General features: G+C 40.7%; 17 protein-coding genes. 9 read left to right on the top strand and 8 right to left on the bottom strand.

Annotation, left to right across the window (positions count from 1 at the left end; genetic code table 11):
- Positions 1-2 precede the first annotated feature (2 nt).
- Positions 3-1,400, bottom strand: coding sequence for an asparagine--tRNA ligase (asnS, locus tag AAEY62_RS01785; protein WP_010552735.1), 1,398 nt, complete (start codon positions 1,398-1,400; stop codon positions 3-5).
- Positions 1,401-1,697: 297 nt separating this feature from the next.
- Here asnS and AAEY62_RS01780 point away from each other — a divergent pair, with 297 nt between their 5' ends.
- Positions 1,698-2,132, top strand: coding sequence for an ATP-binding protein (locus tag AAEY62_RS01780; RefSeq protein WP_007586798.1), 435 nt, complete (start codon positions 1,698-1,700; stop codon positions 2,130-2,132).
- Between the two features lie 90 nt (positions 2,133-2,222).
- Here the strand turns inward: AAEY62_RS01780 and AAEY62_RS01775 are convergent, their stop codons facing one another.
- The 5 genes from AAEY62_RS01775 to bioA all read right to left on the bottom strand — a co-directional run bounded on the left by AAEY62_RS01775 (position 2,223) and on the right by bioA (position 8,079).
- On the bottom strand, positions 2,223-3,239 hold the full coding sequence (locus AAEY62_RS01775; RefSeq protein WP_101216640.1) for an ABC transporter ATP-binding protein: 1,017 nt from the start codon (positions 3,237-3,239) through the stop codon (positions 2,223-2,225).
- A 14-nt stretch (positions 3,240-3,253) separates the two neighbouring features.
- Positions 3,254-4,753, bottom strand: coding sequence for an ABC transporter permease (locus AAEY62_RS01770; RefSeq protein ID WP_350634510.1), 1,500 nt, complete (start codon positions 4,751-4,753; stop codon positions 3,254-3,256).
- The gene (locus tag AAEY62_RS01765) at positions 4,753-5,793 is read right to left on the bottom strand and encodes an extracellular solute-binding protein (RefSeq protein WP_096793161.1); all 1,041 of its coding nucleotides are present in this window, start codon (positions 5,791-5,793) and stop codon (positions 4,753-4,755) included. The genes AAEY62_RS01770 and AAEY62_RS01765 overlap by 1 nt, the downstream gene beginning before the upstream one ends.
- Positions 5,794-6,606: a hypothetical protein gene (locus AAEY62_RS01760; RefSeq protein WP_350634509.1), complete on the bottom strand. Its 813-nt coding sequence runs from the start codon at positions 6,604-6,606 to the stop codon at positions 5,794-5,796.
- A 171-nt stretch (positions 6,607-6,777) separates the two neighbouring features.
- Positions 6,778-8,079 carry an adenosylmethionine--8-amino-7-oxononanoate transaminase gene (gene bioA / locus AAEY62_RS01755; RefSeq protein WP_350634508.1) on the bottom strand — a complete coding sequence of 434 codons (1,302 nt, stop codon included), beginning with the start codon at positions 8,077-8,079 and terminating at the stop codon, positions 6,778-6,780.
- Between the two features lie 93 nt (positions 8,080-8,172).
- On the opposite strand from bioA, the gene bioB reads away from it, so the two are divergent.
- From bioB to AAEY62_RS01715, 8 genes are all read left to right on the top strand, one after another.
- The gene (gene bioB, locus AAEY62_RS01750) at positions 8,173-9,213 is read left to right on the top strand and encodes a biotin synthase BioB (RefSeq protein ID WP_002961242.1); all 1,041 of its coding nucleotides are present in this window, start codon (positions 8,173-8,175) and stop codon (positions 9,211-9,213) included.
- 10 nt (positions 9,214-9,223) lie between these two features.
- Entirely contained in the window at positions 9,224-10,375 is a 1,152-nt protein-coding gene (locus AAEY62_RS01745) for an aminotransferase class I/II-fold pyridoxal phosphate-dependent enzyme (protein WP_350634507.1), read from the top strand.
- Entirely contained in the window at positions 10,372-11,235 is an 864-nt protein-coding gene (locus tag AAEY62_RS01740; protein ID WP_350634506.1) for a methyltransferase domain-containing protein, read from the top strand. The genes AAEY62_RS01745 and AAEY62_RS01740 overlap by 4 nt, the downstream gene beginning before the upstream one ends.
- A gap of 28 nt (positions 11,236-11,263) precedes the next feature.
- Positions 11,264-11,947, top strand: coding sequence for a dethiobiotin synthase (gene bioD, locus AAEY62_RS01735; protein ID WP_350634505.1), 684 nt, complete (start codon positions 11,264-11,266; stop codon positions 11,945-11,947).
- A gap of 124 nt (positions 11,948-12,071) precedes the next feature.
- Positions 12,072-13,655: an FAD-dependent oxidoreductase gene (locus AAEY62_RS01730; RefSeq protein WP_350634504.1), complete on the top strand. Its 1,584-nt coding sequence runs from the start codon at positions 12,072-12,074 to the stop codon at positions 13,653-13,655.
- A 212-nt stretch (positions 13,656-13,867) separates the two neighbouring features.
- Positions 13,868-14,731, top strand: a complete 864-nt coding sequence (gene htpX, locus AAEY62_RS01725; protein WP_350634503.1) for a protease HtpX — start codon at positions 13,868-13,870, stop codon at positions 14,729-14,731.
- Between the two features lie 247 nt (positions 14,732-14,978).
- Positions 14,979-15,467 carry a hypothetical protein gene (locus AAEY62_RS01720; protein ID WP_350634502.1) on the top strand — a complete coding sequence of 163 codons (489 nt, stop codon included), beginning with the start codon at positions 14,979-14,981 and terminating at the stop codon, positions 15,465-15,467.
- A 230-nt stretch (positions 15,468-15,697) separates the two neighbouring features.
- The gene (locus tag AAEY62_RS01715) at positions 15,698-16,240 is read left to right on the top strand and encodes a hypothetical protein (RefSeq protein WP_024593597.1); all 543 of its coding nucleotides are present in this window, start codon (positions 15,698-15,700) and stop codon (positions 16,238-16,240) included.
- Here AAEY62_RS01715 and AAEY62_RS01710 read toward each other — a convergent pair.
- Both AAEY62_RS01710 and AAEY62_RS01705 read right to left on the bottom strand, forming a co-directional pair.
- Positions 16,237-17,835 carry an MASE1 domain-containing protein gene (locus AAEY62_RS01710; RefSeq protein ID WP_350634501.1) on the bottom strand — a complete coding sequence of 533 codons (1,599 nt, stop codon included), beginning with the start codon at positions 17,833-17,835 and terminating at the stop codon, positions 16,237-16,239. The two genes, AAEY62_RS01715 and AAEY62_RS01710, sit on opposite strands and share 4 nt — an antisense overlap.
- Positions 17,822-18,334, bottom strand: coding sequence for a LuxR C-terminal-related transcriptional regulator (locus AAEY62_RS01705; RefSeq protein ID WP_350634525.1), 513 nt, complete (start codon positions 18,332-18,334; stop codon positions 17,822-17,824). The genes AAEY62_RS01710 and AAEY62_RS01705 overlap by 14 nt, the downstream gene beginning before the upstream one ends.
- Positions 18,335-18,580: the final 246 nt, after the last annotated feature.

The following is an 18,580-nucleotide window of genomic DNA, read 5'->3' as shown; positions in this document are numbered from 1 at the left end:
TATTAGTAAGTTGCGCTGCCTTTAGTACGAGGGAAGGCAATAACGTCACGTACGTTGCCCATACCTGTTACATAAGCAACTAAGCGTTCAAAGCCTAAACCAAAGCCTGAGTGCGGCACGCTACCGTATTTACGTAGATCGCGGTACCAGCTGTAATCTTCTTTGTTTAAGCCCATTTCTTCTAAGCGTGCATCAAGTACATCAAGGCGTTCTTCACGTTGTGAACCACCAATGATCTCACCAATACCTGGTGCTACAATGTCCATTGCGGCAACGGTCTTACCGTCTTCGTTTTGGCGCATGTAGAATGCTTTAATGTCACGTGGGTAGTTTTTAATAACTACCGGTGCTTTAAAGTGCTCTTCAGCTAAGTATCGCTCGTGCTCAGACTGTAAATCTACACCCCATTCAACAGCGTACTCAAACTTTTTACCACAGTTTTTAAGGATTTCTACTGCTTCAGTGTAATTTACCTGCGCGAAGTCTTTTTCTACAAATTCTTCCAAACGCGTAATTGCAGTTTTTTCTACACGTTGTGCAAAAAATTCCATGTCATCACGGCGCTCTTCAAGTACGGCTTTAAACACATACTTAAGCATATTTTCAGCAAGTTTTGCGATGTCTTCTAAATCAGCAAACGCAACTTCAGGCTCTACCATCCAAAATTCTGCAAGGTGACGAGATGTATTTGAATTCTCTGCACGGAATGTTGGGCCAAACGTGTAAATTTTTGACATTGCAGACGCGTAAGTTTCGCCATTTAACTGGCCAGATACAGTAAGGAATGCTTCTTTACCGAAGAAATCTTCGCTGTAATCAACTTCGCCTTTGTCTGTAAGCGGTAAGTTTTGCATATCAAGCGTAGACACACGGAACATTTCGCCAGCGCCTTCACAGTCACTTGCCGTAATAATTGGCGTGCTGATCCAGTAAAAGCCTTGCTCGTGGTAAAAACGGTGAATAGCTTGTGCTAAACAGTTACGTACACGAGTTACCGCGCCAATCATATTTGTACGAGGGCGAAGGTGAGCGTGCTCACGTAAGTACTCAATGCTGTGGCGCTTTGCCGACATTGGGTATGAATCTGGGTTCTCTACCCAACCTAATACAGTCACTGTATTAGCTTGAATTTCGTAAGATTGACCTTGACCAGCAGATTGTACTAAAACACCAGTAACCGACACAGAACAACCGGCTGTTAAGCTAGTAACTTCATCATAATTATTCAGTGAATTAGGAACTACCGCTTGAATAGGATCAAAACACGAACCGTCATGAACGGCTAAAAATGAAATTCCTGCTTTTGAATCGCGGCGAGTACGGATCCAGCCCTTAATTGTTACTTGGCTGTCTACCGCAACATTGCCTTTTAATAGCTCTGAAATCGCTAAATGGCTCATCTTCACTCCAATGATATAAGTTGCCTAACTATTTTATTTTAACTGTGCGCAGCACTCGGGCATAAATTGCACATAAACGGCGCTGCACTTGAACCCTGTATCTTACCTAGTAAAGTTGAATAAAAAAACTATTGTGGGCAACTCTTTAAAAGTTTTTATGCATGCGGTTTATTTTTAAACAGTTTTTAGAGTTTAATTGCTACTATTATGATTTGTTGCTCTTAAATTTAATGATTTTGTGGCATTATTAACAAACAAATCAAATTACTATTTATTCACACTTAAAAAATCGATGCTATGAAACAAGTTTTTATTTTACGAGGACTACCAGGAAGCGGTAAGTCTTACTACGCGCAAAGCCTTGCTGACGAATTAGGTGGAGTTGACGAAAGCCAATACCTAATCTGCTCAACTGATGATTACTTTATTAATGAGCAGGGCGAATATCATTTCGATAAATTTAAATTGTCGCAATTTCATAATTTAAATTTAGCGCGCTTTATAAATGCACTTGCTCAAGGTATGCCATTGGTAATTGTAGATAACACCAATATTAAAAAGTGGGAATTTATAGCTTACACTCAAGCTGCTGTTGCTTTAGGTTATCAAGTAAAAGAAGTGATAGTGGGTGAAGTGAAAGACAAATCAATGCAGCACTTATATGCTAAACGTAACTCGCATAATGTCCCGCTTAAAACAATAAGCAAAATGGCCTACATGTTTGAGTGGTAGTGCTTCGAATTTAGTTAGTAACATACATAGCAATACCTATTAAAAAGCCCATATATATGGGCTTTTTGGTTTATGTAAGTAAAAAAGTAGTTAAGCTTCTTGTTTATAAACCGCTAGTGGGTGCGAGGTACTTAGTGATACATGCACTTCGTCGCCAGGGTTTACCACAACTTCATGGCTTACTCGACTAGTTACAACAGTAGAGCACGCAAGTTTTACAGCGCACAAGCGGCTGCCACCTTCAAAACGTACCCAAATTACTTCGCCGTTATTGCCAACACTGCTTTGTACAAGTAACACATCGTCTGGTCGAAGTAGTACATCAACGTCGCCACTTTCACAGTCAACGCCATGAGCTGGCGCATTACCAATTGAGGTAGTGGCTTGTCCTTGGCTAAATTGGCCGCTAATAAAGCTAGCTTCACCTAAAAAACGTGCCACAAAGCGATTGTTTGGGGTACTAAAGCAGCGCTCGGGTGTATCGATTTGCTGAATTTTGCCGCCTTTAAGCACACCAACGCGGTCGCCAACTGAGAGTGCTTCTTCTTGGTCGTGTGTTACCCAAATCGCAGGCACGCCAGCGGCTTTAAGTGCGTTTCTAATATCCCAACGAAGCATGTCTTTAAGGGCGGCATCTAAGTTTGAAAGCGGTTCATCAAGCAAAACAAAGTCAGGTTGGTGGGCTAGGGTGCGCGCAAGTGCTACACGTTGCTTTTGTCCGCCAGAAAGTGTTGCTGGTTTTTTATCTCTAAAATCGCTCAGTCCAAGTAGGTTTATCCAATACTCAGCAGGGGCTGTATCTTTTAATCTAAAGCAAATGTTTTGCTGTACGGTTAAGTGCGGAAATAACGCAAAATCTTGAAACACCATACCTACACTGCGTTTTTCAGGAGGTATTGTTAATTTGGGTGTAGCGCGCCATTTACCCGTGTTTATTTCGCCTTCGCTAATAGGTATAAGGCCAGCAAGGGCTTGTAAAATTGTACTTTTACCACAACCTGTTGGCCCTACAAGCATAAGGATTTCGTTTTCACCTAGCGATAAGTTTAAATCGCTTACTACGCGGTTACTGCCATAATCTATAGACAACTGACTTACAGATAGCATTGTTTCTTAAATCCTTAATGTTCAAACTGGTTGCGTTTTTCGCCAGACATCATAATAGCTAACCCGCAGGCAGATATCACTACTAACAATAATCCAGGAATAGCAGCGCGACCAAAATAGCCTGCTTCGTATACACGCCATAAATAGGTAGAGAGGGTTTCAAACCCTGTTGGGCCAAGTAATAGCGTGGCTTCTAGTTCGCGCATTGACTCTAAAAACACCAGTGCTGCACCGGCAATAATACCGCGCATTGTTAAAGGCAGTGTTATACGAGTAAATACTTCACGTGGGCTTGCCCCTAATACGCGCGCAGACTTTACTAAGCTTGGGTCTAAGTGTTCGGTGCTTGTTCTAACAGAGCCCACAGCAAGTGGTAAAAATCGCAGCATATAAGCAATAATAAGCAATCCCAGTGTTTGATATAAAAACGGTAACTGCAAACCACCGTAAACAAGCGCTGTGCCCATTACTATACCCGGAATACCAAAACCAAAGTAAGTAACACGCTCCATTATACGACCCGCTTTTCCACTCAGTGCGGCATGTGCAACGGGGATCGCAACGATAACGGCTACAATTGCCGCAATACCCGATGCATACGTAGAGTTCCACGCAATATTAAAATCAAATGAGCTAAAACCATCACGAGCTAACCAAAGCGAAAATATAGCCAAAGGCAAGCCAATAGCGAGCAGTAAAACAGGTGCAAACGTAATAAATATTGCACTTAACTGTAGTTTGCTTGGGAATAAAATTAACGGGCGACCTTGGCGCTCAGGGGCTGTTTTTATTTGTGATTCAACTAAAAGTAAAAAGCCAACAATAACCATCAGTTGAAGCGAAAGCATGGCTGCGCGGCCTAACGCAAAAGCGTTGTATTCAACGTAAATTACGCGGGTAAACGTATCTAAGCGCATCATTGCGGGCGTGCCAAAGTCTGATAATGTATAAAGGGCGACTAACAAAGAGCCTGCTGCAATACCGTTAACTACGCGCGGTAATATAACTTTAAATATACTTTGCGTCATCGACATACCCAGCGTTCGTGCAGCATTAACCATGCTTGCATCAAGGCTTAGTAGGGATGAGCGAGTTGTCATCATTACAAACGGGAAAGTATAAAGCGTCATCACAATTGCAGCGCCTGTTAGGCTATACATTGATGGGGTTTCTATTCCTGTTAAGGTGTTTATTTCGCCACCGGGGCCAAAAGCAGCATAAAGTGTAAACGCGCCAATATAACTGGGAATTGCCAGTGGGGCTGCAAATACAACCAGCCAGAGTTTTTTAAATGGCAAATGCACATACGCGCTAATAAACGCCAGTGGCACACCAATTAAAATAGATCCGAGTACCGTTAAACCCATTAACGATAACGTGTTACCTAAAATTTGAAGATTGTGGGTGTCAAACACTGAGCTTGCATCGCTTGCAAGCACTATTAATACATAAACAGGGGTAAGCGCAACAAGCGCTGCAAGCAGCGCCATTGGATAAGAGGCAGGTATTCTCATTACAATACGCCGCTGCTACGCATCAAATCTATAGTAGGGCGTAAATCAGCAAGCTGTGTTAAATCTACTTTAGGTGGAGAAATATTAGCAAGTGATGGTAGACCCTCAGGTTGGGTAATACCATTTACTAACGGAATTTCGTACGCTTCACTGGCTAAGTAACCTTGTACTTCTTTACTTAGTAAGTAACGCATAAAGTTAGTAGCAAGCGGATCATCGTTAAGTGCTAATACACCCGATGCATTAACTAAACAGCCAGCATCATTTTGTGTAAATGCTAAATCAAGCTTAGCATCAGGCTTGCCTGATTTTAAACGCAATGTGTAATAATGATTAGCAAAACCAATATCAACTTCACCGCGTTCAACGCCCATAACAACACCTAATTCACCAGCGTATGTTTTAGCACGTTTTTGAATCTTTTTAAGCCACTTAGCGGTTTTGTCATCGCCTTCTAAAATTCGCATTGCGGTTACAAACGATTGAAAAGAAGCGTAGGCGGGTGCCCAACCAATACTTAAATCGCTGTCGGCAATTTCCATAATACTTGTTGGAATTTGATCTTTAGTTAAACGCGACGTGTTATATGGCAATGTACGAATGCGGCCAGTTACAGGTGCCCACTCTTTATATCTAAATTGTGGTTGTAACTGAGCAGATAAATCACCTGGGATAGGTTGTGCAAGGCCAGCATCGGTTACTAAACCAATCGCGCCTGAATCAACCGCCCAAAATAAATCAGCGCGGCGAACACCGGCTTTAGCTTCTGCAACAATGGTATTCGCTAAAGCAGCAGTAGGACCTCGGCGTATACCGAGTTTAAAGTCTGGATTTTTTTTCTGGATTGCTTGTAATACGTTTTCATACAAACCACCTTCGCCTCGGCCTAAATAAAGGGTTAACTCGCCTTTAAGCTTTGGTAAATCGTCAACAGAAACTGGGTTTGCTATATCAGCGGCTAGCGCACGAGAAAGAGGTAGTGGCAATGAGCCAACCACCCCTAACGCAGCTAGGCCTTGAATAAAGGTCCTACGCTTCACTTAAAATACATCCTTACGGGCTTTTTCTGCTTTTTCTATAAGCGTTTTAGCGCGGTCTAATTTTGTTTGCATATCACTGATCACATCGCGTACTTCATCTACGCTTTTGCTGTTTTTAATTGCTAGTGGCAGTGTTACGTTAAAGTCTTTTTCCAGCACTTCAACTAGGTTAGCGTCTTGCTCAATAAGTGTACCTTCAACGCCTTCAAACAGGTGTAGATAAGTATCGTGAACAATTTCAGTTGCTTCGTCTTGTAAACGCTCAGCAAATTTAGCTACTACACGGTCTAATTTGTGCTTAATTTCATCAATTGTGGCACTTTGTGTCATTTCTTTTGTAGCGGTTGCTTTTACAGCGTCTAACAAGCCTTTTTGCTGGAATTTTGCAGCAAGCTTAACAGCCCCAAGGCCTTGCCACAAGGCTATGTTCATCGCTTTTTGTTGTTTACGAACTTCCTCAGCAGGCTGCTTATTATCAATGGCCATTTTTACGCCATAAAGGCCCTGCCAAATAGAAGCGTATACTGGTACAAAGTTAGTTTCTATTGCGCTGTGAAACTTAACTGATTCCCAATATTCAATTAAATCATCAGTTTTTACGGCTTTTGCGCCTTTAGTGTCGTAGTCGCTTACCATGGTATCTACTTTGCCTACCATCCATTCTACTTCTTCGGTGTAGCTTTTAATGTTTTCTTGAAGATGATTAACATGCTCGCCAATAGGGCCGTTAGCTAATACTGGTTGAGCCATAAACGCCGAGGCTAGTAAAAGGCTTGCACCTAAAGTTTTGGCTGGTTTAAATAGTAATTTCATAGCAAAGAAGTCCAAAAAGGTAATTGTAAATGATAGACATTATCATATAGCTAATGGTTAACGAGATCAATAACTACAAACTCGCTTAATAGATAAAAACACTAAATGTAGCGGTAGGTTACAGCAAATAGCGCTATAACCTGTATTAGGATTAGTTATTGAGACCGACTATTAAGCGTAATGCTTGCCTTTAATGGCATTATAAATGGCATCACACAGTGTTTTTATACTGGTGTCGTCACTTATATACGGTGGCATAAGGTAAATTAGTTTACCGAATGGACGTATCCATACGCCTTGCTCTACAAAATAAGCCTGAATTTTAGCAACATCAACATTGCCCGCAGTGTCGCTTAGTTCAACAACACCTATTGCACCTAAGGTACGCACATTGGCAACCGCATCTAGTTCACTGCATTTATTAAGTTGTTGTAGCTGTGTGTTTATTTGCTTTATTCGATGTTGCCAGTTTTGCTCAAGTAACAAGTCAATACTTGCACAGGCCGCTGCACAGGCAAGCGGATTACCCATAAAAGTAGGGCCGTGCATTAAAACACCTGCTTCACCTTCGCTTATGCCAATGGCTATTTTATCGCTAGTGATAGTGGCCGAGAGCGTCATTGATCCGCCAGTTAATGCTTTACCAATACACATTATATCGGGCTCTATATTAGCGTGCTCTACAGCAAATAATTTACCTGTACGGCCAAAGCCTGTGGCAATTTCGTCGCAAATTAGCAGTACGTTATATTGAGTGCATAATTTACGCACGCAGGCTAAATAATCAGGGTGATAAAAGTTCATACCACCAGCGTTTTGTACTATTGGCTCAATGATAAAGGCGGCTACTTGGTTATGGTTTGCTTTAAAGTACGCTTCAAGCTCTTGTGCTTCTGCCTGGTTAAACTCGCCCCCAAACTTACTAACCGGTGCAGGCACAAATATATGCTCAGGTAAAAAGCCGCTATATAAACTATGCATTGAGTTAACGGGGTCGCATACGCTCATGGCTGCAAAAGTGTCGCCATGGTAGCCCTTGTAAGGCGTCATTAATTTTTGTTTTGTTGTAATGCCTTGGCTTAACCAATATTGCAGCGCCATTTTAATCGCTACTTCAACACTTACCGATCCGCTGTCGGCTAAAAACACTTTAGTTAAACTCGGCGGCGTTATATTTACTATTTTTTTGCAAAGCTCTACTGCGCTGTTATGCGTAATTCCGCCAAACATAATGTGGCTCATATTATTAATTTGCTCAATCATGGCGTTATTTATAACAGGGTGGTTATAGCCATGTATTGCGCTCCACCACGAGGCCATGCCATCGATTAATTGCTCGCCAGTTTCAAGGTGAATAATGTTGTGATTTGCATGTGTAACGGGATATACCGGAATTGGCTTAGTCATAGACGTATATGGATGCCAAATGTGCTCACGATCAAAATTAAGGTCAATCGCATTCTTTTTAATCATATGTAAACTTTAACTTGGTGGGCTTCGTTGACAATGGTACTTCAACTCGTAGACTAAGCCAATATCACCGCTGAGAAAAAATAAGAGAGTATTATGGAACTTGCACCTGTTCGTCACGATTGGACCCACGCTGAAGTTAAAGCATTATTTGAAATGCCATTTAACGATTTACTGTTTAAAGCCGCATCGGTTCACCGTGCTAATTTTAATCCCAATGAAGTGCAAATTTCTACGTTGTTATCAATTAAAACAGGCGCTTGCCCAGAAGACTGTAAGTACTGTCCGCAGTCGGGGCATTACCGAACAGATTTAGAACGCGAACGCTTAATAGAAGTAGAAAAAGTAGTAGAGCAAGCACGCCTTGCAAAACAAAAAGGCGCTACCCGTTTTTGTATGGGGGCTGCATGGTCAGATCCAAAAGACAGAGATATGCCATACATTTCGCAAATGGTTAAAGAAGTAAAAGAGCTAGGGTTAGAAACCTGTATGACGCTAGGTAAACTCACAAACGAAAAAGCCCATGAGCTTAGAGACGCAGGGCTTGATTACTACAATCACAACCTTGATACCTCACCTGAGTATTACGAGCAAATTATATCAACCCGTACTTTTCAAGATAGGTTAAATACCATTGACCACGTACGCGATGCCGGTATGAAAGTATGCTCAGGCGGAATAGTCGGTATGGGCGAGCAAGCAAGCGACCGCTTTGGACTACTTATGCAGCTCGCTAATTTGCCACAACAGCCAGAAAGTGTGCCTATTAATATGCTGGTTAAAGTTAAAGGCACACCGCTTGAAAACGTAGACGATTTAGATCACTTTGAATTTATACGTACCATAGCAACAGCGCGCATTATGATGCCACACAGCTATGTACGTTTATCGGCAGGGCGTAACGCCATGAACGAGCAAATGCAGTCGATGTGCTTTTTTGCAGGCGCTAACTCAATATTTTATGGTGATAAACTACTTACCACCGAAAACCCTGACGCTGATGCCGATATGAACCTAATTAAAAAACTAGGCATGAACCCAGAAAAACGTCACGACTATTCAGACGAAGCAGTTGAAGCCTCGCTTTCATCGCAAGTAGCCGACAAAGCAACCTCTGAATTGTTTTACGAAGCGTAGGCTTATATCAATGCCTTTTGATTTTATAAACACGCATCTGCAGGCTCGCCTGCAAGATGCGTTACTTCGTAAACGCCACGTAGTACATCACGCTACAGCGCGCACCATAACGGGTAATAATAAAACCTACCTTAACTTTGCCAGTAACGACTACTTAGGCTTTGGTGATGTAGCTGTTAACCTTAATGACTCCCACGCGTTAGGGAGTCACAGCTCAGCATTGGTTACCGGTTATCAGGCGCAGCAAAAAGCGCTCGAACAATACTTATGCGAGCAATTTGGTTATGGCGCAGGGATGCTATTTAACTCAGGGTTTAGCGCTAATAGCAGCGTAATTAAAGCGTTGTTTCAAGATAAAGCGGCTGCGCAAAACAGCGCAATTTTTCAAGATAAGTTAAATCATGCAAGCTTGATTGACGGTGCTCTGCATTGTAACGCGGCATTAGTGCGTTTTAATCATAACGACATGAATCATTTACGTTCACGGCTCGAAAAATCAAAAGCGCAAAACAAGCTTATTATAAGCGAAGGCGTGTTTTCGATGGATGGCGATAGCGCGCCTCTTAAAGAATTACTCGCACTTGCAAAACAGCACAACGCATGGCTGATGATTGATGACGCACACGGCTTTGGTGCATTAGGTAAAACCGGTTTGGGCAGTTGCGAAGCGTTTATTACTCAAACGCTGCCAGATATATTAGTCATTACCTTTGGTAAAGCAGTGGCTAGTAGTGGTGCGTGTGTATTAGGCAGTAAACAGTTTATTGATTACATGCTGCAATTTAATCGCGATTACACCTATTCAACTGCTATGTCGCCGCTTATGGCAAGCCACACACTTGCGCGTATTAAAAGCATAAAAACAGCTGATGATAAACGCGATAAGCTAAATGCCAATATTGCATTATTTAAGCAACTTGCTAAAACTCACAATATTGCTGTAATGCAATCAAACACAGCCATACAACCCATTGTATTAGGCTGCGCTGAGCAAACGTTGCAAGCGGCAGATAAACTTAAACAACAGGGTATTTGGCTCACTGCAATTAGACCGCCCACAGTTGCACATAACACCTCACGTTTACGCATTACTTTAACCGCCGCACATACCGAGCAAGACATAACGCACTTAGTTAAGCATTTAGTAGGTGCAGTAGCATGACTGCTCAGCCAGTATTAAAAACAGACCTAGTGCAAACACAACTTGTAAAACCGTGCCTAGTGAGTAGCGAGTTAAATAGAGAGCCAAGTCGAGAGCTAAACAAGGAGCTTAAAAAGTCCACCCAAAGTAAATTTTCAAAGGCGGCAGCGCGTTATAACACCCATGCAAATGTTCAAAAACATGCTGCGATCGATCTATTTTCACTCATAAAACTAGGTATTAATAAAAATAAGCTTTGTGTTGATTTAGGCGCAGGGCCACTTGTTAATACGCATACCTTACAAAGTATGTTTGCAAGCGTTATTGCCATGGATTTGAGCTTAAACATGCTGCAAAGTAGTGATTTAACCGCACCAAAAATATGCGCCGATATGGATAACTTACCGCTGCAAGCAAACAGTGTTGATGTTATTTACAGTAACTTTGCAGTGCAGTGGTCTGCTAATTTTTCGACTTTAATGCAATCACTTTACAGCATATTAAAACCAGGCGGGCAGGCGTATATAAGCACTGTGGTAGAGGGCTCACTTAACGAAATAAAAACAGCCTTTGCAGCACTTGATTCTAACAGCCATATAAATACCTTTAATAGTGAACTGTTTATAAACCAATCAGTCCAAAATGCAGGGTTTACTATTAACAGCGCAAAAAAGCGTATTTACACCGATGAATACACAACACCTTTAAAAGCTATTACCTCAATTAAAGCTATAGGTGCAACTACGCAAAATCATACCAATACGCGCCAAGGGTTACTTACTAAATCGGCGCTACAAAAAGTATGCAGTGCGTATCCGCTTATAAATAACAAAGCATGTGTGTCTTATCATGTGGTGCTGTTATCATTACAAAAACACTAAATAAGCCCAAAGACATTAAAGGCAACGCATGAAAGAATTTTTTATAACAGGCACCGACACCGATGCCGGAAAAACCCACGTTACCAGTTTGCTATTAAAGTTACTTGCCCAACACAAAAAACAAGCAATTGGTTTTAAGCCTCTTGCTGCTGGCTGCGAAATGGCATTCGATCAACTAGTAAACGCCGATGCCCTTATACTAATGGAAAGTGCAACAGTGAGCGCTAAATACGACGTAGTAAATCCGTTTGCGTTTGCGCCACCTATTGCGCCGCACATAGCCGCTGAGCAAGTTGGGGTTAGTATTACTATTGATAAACTAAGTGATGCTTATAAAGATGTAAAACAGCAGGGCGCTAATTACATACTTACCGAAGGCGCTGGTGGCTGGGCGTTACCAATTAATAAAAACGATTATTTATACGACTGGGTTAAAGCAGAAAAAATGCCGGTAATACTCGTTGTAGGTATGAAGCTAGGTTGCTTAAATCATGCATTACTAACCGCTGCGCATATGCAAAGTATAGGAATAAACTGCGTTGGCTGGATTGCAAACCAAGTAGATAAAAACATGGACGAGTACCAAGCAAACCTTGATTCACTTAAAGCACGTTTACCGTTTCCAATACTTGCTATAAGCCCCTACAGCGAGCAAACTCCTAAGTTACAAATATACAAAAGCTTGCTTAGTGCGTTATCTATAAACACTTAAGTGGTTTTTAAAAAAAAGTTACTTTTTTAGGTAAATCTTGAAATAGTCAGCCTTAGTACACATATAAACGTTTATAAATACATAGCTTGCTTAAAGACAATGTTACTAAGGACATAACGACTATATGACGCACCCATTTATTGAAAACTACGCCCCAGATGCGCACGTAAGCGCTGAGCCAAAAGCACTAAACTATGGCTTACCTAAAAAACGCGTAGGCATAATAGGTGGGGGCACAGCTGGCGCCACAATAGCCATTAGACTTGCTGCGTTAGGGTTAGAAACTTATGTACTTGAAAAGAAAAAGTCGTTAATTGATGGCCCTCCAATGTGCCATTTGCATGCAGGTGGCAACTTATACCGTGAAATACCCGACGAAGACTGCATAGATTTACTTAAGCAATGTATAGATATTGCTCGCCTTTATCCTCACACCATAGATGTTCGCCCCACAGTATTTGCAGTGCCTAAACGTGATGACGACTCACCGGAGGACTTATTTTCGCGTTTAAATAAATTAACACAAGCCTACAGCGAGCTTGTAGAGCAAGACAGCGCTAATAAAGTGTTAGGCGAGCCAGAGCATTATTATCAGTTATATAGTTATGAGCAAATGCTAAAGCTTGCTAAGCAAAAACAAGTAGCCAAGCCCACGTCATTAGATGAGTGGATGATACCCGTGGCTAAGCATTTAGATTTAGATAAGCTAAAGTTTCCACTAATTGTTGCACAAGAATATGGTTGGAATATATTTCGCTTATCGGCCAGTGCACAGCTCGCCCTTGCACAGTACAAACACGCTCATGTTTTAACAAGCACCAGTGTTAAAAATGTATCAGAAGTTATAAATACCAATAATGATAAGCAAACACTTAAGTGGCGCATTGAATACCAATCAGAGCCAAGCCTTGATGAACAACCTGATACTCAAACCGATACACAAGTCGATACACAAACGATTGAGGTAGATTACCTTATTAATGCGTGTGGTTTTCAAACCGGTATTATTGACGACCTGGTTGGGGTAGATGTAAAACGCATGGTCGAATTTAAAGCCTCTTACATTACTCATTGGCAAGGTGCTGGTGGGCAAATACCCGAAATAATTATTTATGGTAACCGTGGTACGCCAGAAGGTATGGCGCAGCTGACGCCTTACCCTAATGGTTACTTTCAAATACATGGAATGACTAACAACATTACATTGTTTAATGATGGGTTAGCTGATGCAACGCCAATGAGCGCACAACCTAAACTTCCCAATAAATACCTGCATTATATTAAAGATGGCTGGGATGAAGCAGCATTGCAAACACGCACCCAAACAGCAATTGATTATGTAGCCGAGTTTGTACCTGCGTTTAAAACTGCTAATACACAAAATAATGCCTTGTTTGGCGGGCAACAAATCCCAGGTGATGACGACACTTTGCGCGTAGCCGATGTAAGCTTATATTCGCATATTAATTATGCACGGGCCGAAAATGTTAAAGCATCGTCAACGTTAATAGCGGCAGATCAGATAGTGGGTGAGTTTCTAAAGTTGGGAATAATAAGCAGCGATCCTGCTGTAAATCATCACCGCAGTACCCACCAATGGTCGTACCTTAAACATAATAGCGGCGAAAAAATTGGCGAAGTTGCACGCATATTGGCACACGAGCGTGGATTTCCAATTGATATGGCAGAGCTAAATAACAGCTTGTAATAAGCTGATTTATAAAGAAACTTCAGTTTTAAAATTGCTGTAAAACTCTTCTTAAAAAAATTATCAATAAACACATAAATAACACTTGTGTTATGACATAGTTTGTCACAAAATAGCGCTAACGTTATGACATAGTGTGTCATGGCGCAGTGATTGCTTTAACCTAATTTAATTTTATGTTCGGTGATCAAACCTATTTTTGTGAGGACAATATGAAACGTGTATTTTTGTTTTTATTAACTAACCTAGCGGTTATGTTGGTATTAGGTGTAGTGCTTTCAATAATAATGAGCGTGCTGGGCTTAGGCCATCGTAGCCTTAGCGGAATTTTACTTATAGCCACCGTATTTGGTTTTGGTGGATCGTTTATTTCGTTATTTATGTCGAAATGGATCGCTAAAAAATCAACAGGCGCGCATGTAATTACGCAGCCTCGAAACGAAACCGAACATTGGCTTGTACAAACGGTATCTGCGCAAGCACAAAAAGCAGGTATTAAAATGCCAGAAGTGGCTATTTACGACAGCCCAGAAATGAACGCTTTTGCAACGGGCCCAAGTAAAAACAACTCATTAGTGGCAGTAAGCACAGGCTTAATGCACAACATGACCAAAGATCAAGCCGAAGCCGTACTTGCCCACGAAGTATCGCATATTGCTAACGGCGACATGGTAACGCTTACGCTAATACAAGGCGTGGTAAACACCTTTGTAATATTTGCCGCAAAAGTACTGGCTGGCATAGTAGATAACTTTATTAATAGCGATGAAGAAGAGGGTGGCAGTAGCTGGACATACTTCTTATTCGATATGTTATTCCAAGTATTATTTGGTGTACTAGCAAGCATAGTAGTGGCAAGTTACAGCCGTAAACGTGAGTTTGCAGCCGATAGTGGCGCTGCTAAACTAGTTGGTGCAGACAAAATGCGATCAGCCCTTGAGCGATTAAAGCAAAACCATCCTTCGCAATTAGAAGGCTCAATGATGGCCTTTGGTATTGCAAGTGGCAAAGGCATGGCTGAATTGTTTTCATCGCACCCACCGCTTGATGCGCGAATCGACGCACTACGCAAGTAACTATGTAAGTTAGTAAATATTCTAAGCCAGCTTAACCGCTGGCTTTTTTATATTTACGTTAAAATGCTAAAACCGCGCTTACTGTGTTTATATACAGTGCATTGTGTTGCATTATAAAATCGTTACTTTTTTAAGCTATATGTGTTTACGGGGTTCTTTAGCATGAGTAAACTAAAATACCTTAAAGTCAGCAATGTTGCTGGTTTTAATACTTAACATTTAATACTTAACAAGGATGCTTATTGTAGTGGAAAAGGTGCAACACACTAAAGAATGTATTATGTGCTTTAGCGCCATAGATTCACGGGCTAAAAAATGCCCACAATGCACCTCACTTCAAGCCAAATACTCTAACTTAGAAAACAATCCCATTATTATTGGTGCATTAGTACTTAGTATTGTTGGTATTTTTGGGTTTATTTTTTATCAAAATATTTATGTAGCAGGGCTTGAAGATCAAGCACAAAAAAACTTAATCGCTAATGTTAGCCAAATTCATACTAAAAATGAAAACGATGCATTGTATGTTGCATGCATAGGGCAGGTAAAAAACGAGTCGGACTTCACCTTTAAAAATATAAAGTTTAAGGTCGATTTTTTAACAGATCAAAACACGCTAGTCGATACGCTATCAATAACCGACGAAGACCTAATTATACTTCCTAATGACTCAACAAACTTTAGGGTAAAGGTATTGCGCAAAAACAAGCGGCCAGTTATAACAATTGCCAAGTAACAATAACCGATGCCTGGGCTTATAAATAAGCTATAAATCACTTACAAATTAATTATCAGCAGTTAGCCAAACCACTCGCTTTTTTGTATGTAATATTAGTTATTAACTTAAAAGCCACTAAATCCAAAATTTATATAAGCCATTTTCCTAGAGCGGTTAAGAATATGGATGATTTATTACTTAAGTAATCGTTTATACACTCCTTGTAACTTGCAAGTGAGGGATCGAAAATGAGCTTGATTGATGAAAGTACAAAGGATTTTGGAAGCATGAGCGTGTTGCTTCACAGCTTAGGAACTGATTGCTACCGCATTGAGTGGAATAGCAGAATGACCGGAGCCTCAATAAGCTTAATTCGTGTTAAAAAAAACGAATATATAGTTGTGCGCAAATGGGCAACCGCCCGCAATATAGATGACGTATCAGCAGAGTTTGATCGGGCTAACCAAGCACTAATTCATTTTTTAAATAATGTTGATGTAATTAAAAGTAAAAACGAAAGTATTGTTGCCGCTAAAGAGCATTGCATAAACTTATTTACCTCAGCTGAGGGCTTAAAACCAATTAGCCATCCGAGCCTACCTACGCCACGCTTACAAGAAGCCATAGGCAAAGAAGTCATTGTAAAATCAAGTTTAGGCAACTATCTAATATCAAAAGGCATGCTATTACAGCTATTAGGTAATCAAGCCGAGATCCAAGTTAATCCCGACCACCTTGACGAAGGCCAATTAAGGCAAAAATTTTATACCAAACAAGTTCATGTTTGCTAATTAATTGCGCCATCAAAACTCAAAGGCAGCTTTACTTTAATGGTAAAGCCATTTTGTTTAAACACCTTAAAAGTGCCGCCTAATGCCGTAGTGCGCTCCTCTATAAACGCTAAACCGTAGTGACCTGAGTTATCTGTTGGGGTTACTAAAGTCCCGTTATCGCTAATTGTTAACTCAATAAATTCGTCGCTGTTTATTATATTTATAATCAGTTTGCTGGCATTGCTGTGCTTCATACAATTGGTTACTGCTTCTTGGCAAATTCGGTAAATAGCTATTTCGTGATCTTTTGAAAGGCTATTATCTAACTTAAATTGTGGCTGATACTTGATATTTGCCTTGTGCAGTAAGCTTTTTAGTCGCCCTTGTGTTATTGCCTTTTCTAAACCGAGTTCATCTAGCTCACGCGGGCGAAGATAATGCATTAATTGATAAACAGAGTCATACATCGAATTAGCATTGTTTTTTAATGTAGTCACAAACGATTGGGTATCTTCGTTACTAAGGTGCGACAAAATAGCTAAATCTGTTTTTAATGCTGTTAGGTTTTGTCCTAATTCGTCATGCAACTCTTGCGAAAGGTGCTTTCGCTCGTTTTCTTGCACCGACACCATTTTGGCAGCCAGCGCCGTGTTTTGAGTTAGCTGCTCTTTAAGCTCTTTATTGGTTTGCTTTAACTCGTTGTTTTTACGTTTAAGCTCAGTAATTGCAGCGCCTAAAACCATACTGGTAATTGCGTTTGCTAAAATAAATAACTGGCTAATGTAGGTATTGCTAGGCTCGTGCGTAATGCTTGCTTCAACAATTATTAACGCGTTAATAAGCGCTGCACTGCTTACAGCCCCTAACGAGCCATACTTATACGAAAACCAAATTATAGGTAATAACGATGCAAGCCGTAATAGCGGGTAGGTATCTGGGCGAACCGCATAGACAAAAAATACAATTAATATAAAACACACTAAAGTGGCTAGTAGGCCAAATAACTTAGTGAGCCTGACTGTGTTAAAGCTGTATTTAGAATCGTAAATTAACATAATAAAAGGGGCAATTAACAGCGAGCCAGTAATATCGCCCAAGCACATGTTTAACTGATACTGCAGTAGCTCTTTTGCAACCAATACATTTGTAAATTCAAACGCACTGGCAAACAAAAACCACTTTATAGATGTACTCGCAACACAAAGCAGTATTAACGAAAGTATACCTAGGCTGTCGTTAATGCTTGGCGGCCAACGGCTATTTTTAAACATATAAACAAGCGCTATAAAGCAAAGTTCCTGCCAAAAGCCATGAAATAAATCAAACTCCCAAACCCCACTGTATGTTAAACCAAGCTGCGCAGCTAAAGCGCGCGATACAACCCATAAGGTGAGCCAATAGCGTGTTGGAGTGAGTAAGTAAAACGCAATTTTTACGCCTGCGGGAATAAATATCGCGCTGCTCTCGGGTACGGTTTCAAGGTTTTGGCTAACCCAAAAAGCGGCGAGTGAAGCAATAAAGTAAATTAGCCCCACCAATAACTGTTTAACTACCTCTTTGTATGCGGTAGTAAAACTAACATTAGATAAAGAAGAAGCGTTAGGTAAGTTCATCTAACTGTATTACTCCCGCATCAATTGCAATTTTTAGCAGTTCAAACGAGGTCGTAACATTAAGTTTGCTGTATATGTTTGCTTTGTGTACATGTGCTGTTTTAGGCATTATTTCGAGTATTTGCGCCACTTGTTTAGCGTTTAATCCCTTAGAAAATAACGGAAGGGCTTCAAGCTCTCTGTTAGTAAGCACCGTTAATGCTAAATTTTCGCTACTCATCGAAAAATTTACGTCTTCACTAATGTACCTTTTACCTAAAGCGACCGCTTTAACTGCATCTATTAGTTCATCAGAGGCAGAACGCTTAGACACATAACCCAAAGCGCCTAATCGCAAAGCATTGCTTACATAAGGTTCGTGGTCGTGCATGGAGGCAACAATACTTTTAATATGCGGGAAAAACTCTTCAAGGTACGATAAAAAAGAAAGGCCGGTTTCAGTGCCATTAAGCGATATATCAACAATAAATATATCAGGTTGTTCAAGCTCTACAGCCAGCTTGGCTTCTGTTACGCTGCAGGCTTCAATAATTACTTTCCAATCTGTAACTCTAAAAGCTTTTTAAAGCTGTCTCTTACTAATTGATGATCTTCTATGATGCCAATGAGCATTTAAATCTCCTTTTATGCTTAAAATACAGCGGGGCGGGTAACTAATTACCTAAAACGTTTTAAATGGGTTACCTCACTTAAAAGCAAGGTAACAAAACCAGTGGTTCTAAATTGGTAATTAATTGCTGGTGGA

The organism is Pseudoalteromonas sp. GW168-MNA-CIBAN-0100, assembly GCF_040309225.1.
In the GTDB taxonomy this organism is placed as follows: domain Bacteria; phylum Pseudomonadota; class Gammaproteobacteria; order Enterobacterales; family Alteromonadaceae; genus Pseudoalteromonas; species Pseudoalteromonas arctica.
The sequence above is the reverse complement of the archived record's forward strand: the minus strand, read 5'-3'. Positions and strand labels throughout refer to the sequence as shown.

Coding starts and splice junctions, on each gene's coding strand:
- bioA (WP_350634508.1), bottom strand. CDS start 8,079: ATGATTAAAAAGAATGCGATTGACCTTAATTTTGATCGTGAGCACATT.
- asnS (WP_010552735.1), bottom strand. CDS start 1,400: ATGAGCCATTTAGCGATTTCAGAGCTATTAAAAGGCAATGTTGCGGTA.
- bioB (WP_002961242.1), top strand. CDS start 8,173: ATGGAACTTGCACCTGTTCGTCACGATTGGACCCACGCTGAAGTTAAA.
- AAEY62_RS01715 (WP_024593597.1), top strand. CDS start 15,698: ATGAGCTTGATTGATGAAAGTACAAAGGATTTTGGAAGCATGAGCGTG.
- AAEY62_RS01745 (WP_350634507.1), top strand. CDS start 9,224: ATGCCTTTTGATTTTATAAACACGCATCTGCAGGCTCGCCTGCAAGAT.
- AAEY62_RS01770 (WP_350634510.1), bottom strand. CDS start 4,753: ATGAGAATACCTGCCTCTTATCCAATGGCGCTGCTTGCAGCGCTTGTT.
- AAEY62_RS01780 (WP_007586798.1), top strand. CDS start 1,698: ATGAAACAAGTTTTTATTTTACGAGGACTACCAGGAAGCGGTAAGTCT.
- AAEY62_RS01760 (WP_350634509.1), bottom strand. CDS start 6,606: ATGAAATTACTATTTAAACCAGCCAAAACTTTAGGTGCAAGCCTTTTA.
- AAEY62_RS01730 (WP_350634504.1), top strand. CDS start 12,072: ATGACGCACCCATTTATTGAAAACTACGCCCCAGATGCGCACGTAAGC.
- htpX (WP_350634503.1), top strand. CDS start 13,868: ATGAAACGTGTATTTTTGTTTTTATTAACTAACCTAGCGGTTATGTTG.
- AAEY62_RS01775 (WP_101216640.1), bottom strand. CDS start 3,239: ATGCTATCTGTAAGTCAGTTGTCTATAGATTATGGCAGTAACCGCGTA.
- AAEY62_RS01740 (WP_350634506.1), top strand. CDS start 10,372: ATGACTGCTCAGCCAGTATTAAAAACAGACCTAGTGCAAACACAACTT.
- AAEY62_RS01710 (WP_350634501.1), bottom strand. CDS start 17,835: ATGAACTTACCTAACGCTTCTTCTTTATCTAATGTTAGTTTTACTACC.
- bioD (WP_350634505.1), top strand. CDS start 11,264: ATGAAAGAATTTTTTATAACAGGCACCGACACCGATGCCGGAAAAACC.